This window comes from Streptomyces torulosus (genome assembly GCF_001419765.1).
GTDB lineage: Bacteria > Actinomycetota > Actinomycetes > Streptomycetales > Streptomycetaceae > Streptomyces > Streptomyces torulosus.
Map to the genome: position 1 here is coordinate 1 of NZ_LIRK01000782.1, position 3,075 is coordinate 3,075.

The 3,075-nt window shown below is 72.0% G+C and carries 2 protein-coding genes; both read left to right on the plus strand.

What is annotated here, in order from left to right:
* Positions 1–1,144, plus strand: a 1,144-nt coding sequence (locus AOK23_RS39800) for a DUF3152 domain-containing protein (RefSeq protein ID WP_240496776.1), incomplete at its 5' end; no start/stop codon positions are given.
* Positions 1,145–1,341: 197 nt separating this feature from the next.
* Positions 1,342–3,075 (plus strand): DUF3492 domain-containing protein (locus tag AOK23_RS39805; RefSeq protein ID WP_055717306.1); only part of this gene is annotated, 1,734 nt, incomplete at its 3' end.

Genomic DNA, 3,075 nt, shown 5'->3' on the forward strand with positions numbered 1-3,075 from the left:
GCATCCCGAGCAGCGGGAAGCGGGCGGCGGCTGGGGCCGGTTGGGCGGTGAGACACGACCACGCCCAGGCAGCGGACAGGGCGCGTACGGGGCTCCTTCGGGGGCCCCGTACGGCGCGCCCGGCGGCCCTTCCCACGGCGCGCAGCAGGGCGAGTCCGGCGACCCCTCCTCCGGCGCGCCCGGGCAGGGGCAGGGTCGGCGCATTCCCATCCCCCGGCAGCGGCAGGAGGCCGTGCCACCGCCGCCCGGCGGGCCTAGGCAGGCATACCTGGACGCCTTCGACGAAGAGCAGCCGCCGACCGGTGAGCCCGGCGAAGGCAAGGACACCGGGAAGAGCGGCAAGGGGCGGGCGTTCGCCGGGATCGCGGCCGCCGCCGTCACCACCGTGCTCGCGGTCATCGTCGGCGGGCAGGTCACCGGCGGCCAGGAGGACGCCACCGCCCGGGTGCAGGCCGCCGACGCCGCCGACCGTGACGTACGGGGCGCCTCACGCAGCGACGACCGGCCCACGCCGTCCAGTCCGCCGAGGGTGAGCGTGGCCCCGCTCTCGTACGACGAGAAGATGGGCCAGAAGTACGCACTCGCCGCGGACCTGGAGGGCAACGGCAGGTTCCAGACCGTCAGAGGCTTCGACAAGGCGCCGGGGACGGGACGGAAGTACCGCTACCGGGTCGATGTCGAGGAAGGGCTCGGCCTCGACGCGGAACTGTTCGCCCAGGCCGTCCAGAAAACCCTGAACGACGACCGGAGTTGGGCGCACAACGGCGGCCGCACCTTCGAACGGATCTCCTCCGGGAAGCCCGACTTCGTGATCACGCTGGCCAGTCCGGGCACCACCGCCGTGTGGTGTGCCAAGTCGGGGCTCGACACGACGGTGGACAACGTGTCGTGCGACTCCGCCGCCACCGAGCGCGTGATGATCAACGCCTATCGCTGGGCCCAGGGTTCGAAGACCTACGGCGACCGCATCCACGCGTACCGGCAGATGCTGATCAACCACGAGATCGGGCACCGTCTCGGCTACAGCCACGTGACCTGCGACAAGGACGGAGACCTCGCGCCCGTCATGCAGCAGCAGAGCAAGTTCCTCTCCTACGACGGGATCACCTGCAAGGCCAACCCGTGGGCCTTCCCCGGAGATTGAGTTTCTGACGCGGCGTAGTCGATTGATCCCCTAGCGCGACGGAACGCGTCCCGCTGGGGAAAGTTACGACCGTTCACCCCTTTTGGTGGCGCGACGGACAACCGTCCGTCGCGCCACCGCCATGTCCGCATACGTTCGTCCCGCTGCGAGCCGCGGGTGAACGGCGGCTCCCCAAACGGGAGATCGGGGGTGCGCACGTGCGCATCGGACTGCTTACGGAGGGTGGCTATCCGTATGTGAGCGGTGACGCCAGGCTCTGGTGCGACCGACTCGTGCGTGGGCTGGAGCGACACGAGTTCGACGTCTACGCGCTCAGCCGTAGCGAGCAACAGGAGGACGAGGGCTGGGTCCCGCTTCCGCCACAGGTCAGCCGCGTCCGGACGGCGCCGCTGTGGACGGCCGACGATGACGGCGTGGTCCACGGCCGCCGGGCGCGACGGCGCTTCGCGGAGGTGTACGGCGAACTGGCGTCGGTGATCTGCTCCGCCGGGACGCCCGAGACGCGAGAAGCCGTCGAAATGAGAGAAGCCCTCGGAACGAGAGAAGCCCTCGGAACGAGAAAAGCCCTCGGAGCGAGAGAAGCACCTGAGGGCGGCTCCAGTCTTGAGGCGGACCGTTTCGGCAACGCGCTGTACGGACTTGCCGAGCTGGCCCGCGACGAGGGTGGACTGGTGGGCGCCCTGCGCTCGGAAGTCGCCGTCCACACACTCGAACGCGCCTGTCGTGCGCCGGGCGCACTCGGAGCGGCGCGCGAGGCCCGCGTACCGGATCTGCTGACCGTCGCCGCCCACCTCGAACACGCCCTGCGCCCCCTCTCGCTCGACTGGTACGAGGACGACGGGCTCGGCTCGGTCGACCTGTGCCACGCCGCGGCCGGCGGCTCGGCCGCGCTGCCCGGTCTGCTGGCCGCCCACTTCCACGAGGTGCCGCTCCTGGTCACCGAGTACGGCGTGCCGCTGCGCGCGCACTACCTCGGGGCCTCCGGTGACGCGCCGGTGCGCGCCCTGCTCGCGGCCTTCCACCGGCAACTGACCGCCGAGGTCTACCGGCGCGCCGCCTGCCTCACCCCCGGAAACACCCACGCCCGACGCTGGCAGGAACGCTGCGGCGCCGACCGGGCGAAGATCCGCACGGTCTATCCCGGCATGGAGGCGTCCCGCTTCGCCGAGGTGGGGGAGGCGCCGGAGAGCGCGGACCCCCACACCCTGGTCTGGGTCGGCCGCGTCGAGCCGGCCAAGGACCTGATCTCCCTGCTGCACGCCTTCGCCGAGATCCGCAGAGCGGAGCCGAAGGCCCGGCTCAGAATCGTCGGAGCGGCCGCGGGCGACGAGGGGGCCGCCTATCTCGGCCACTGCAGGGCCCTGGCCGCCCAACTCTTCCCCGACGAGGCCGACGGAGTGCACGCCGTCGGTGACAACCCCGTCTCCTTCGAGGAGATCGGCGACCCCGCCGTCCCCGACCTCGCGGAGGCGTACGCGTCCGGCGCCGTCGTCGTCCTGTCGAGTGTCGTCGAGGGGTTCCCCATCAGCCTCGTCGAGGCCATGTTCTGCGGACGGCCCACGGTGTCCACGGATGCCGGCGCGGTCGTCGAGGTCATCGGCGGGACGGGGCTCGTCGTCCCGCCCCGCAATCCGAAGGCGCTCGCGGAGGCGTGCGTGGCGCTCCTGCGTGCACCCGAGCGCCGTGCGCGCCTCGGCGCGGCCGCCCGCGCACGCGCCCTCGAACTCTTCACGGTCGAGCAGAACGTCACCGCGTTCCGCGGCATCTACCTGGAGGTCGTCTCCCACGCCCCGGTACGGAAGGTCGTCCTCGACGAGACCGGCGCGCCCCTGCCGTTCGGCGCCCCCGCCGAGGCGCACGTCCCCGGCCGCTGGACTGAGCCCCGGCTGGGGACGGGCAGTCTCGGTGTTGCGGGCGTGGCGGGCGTGGCG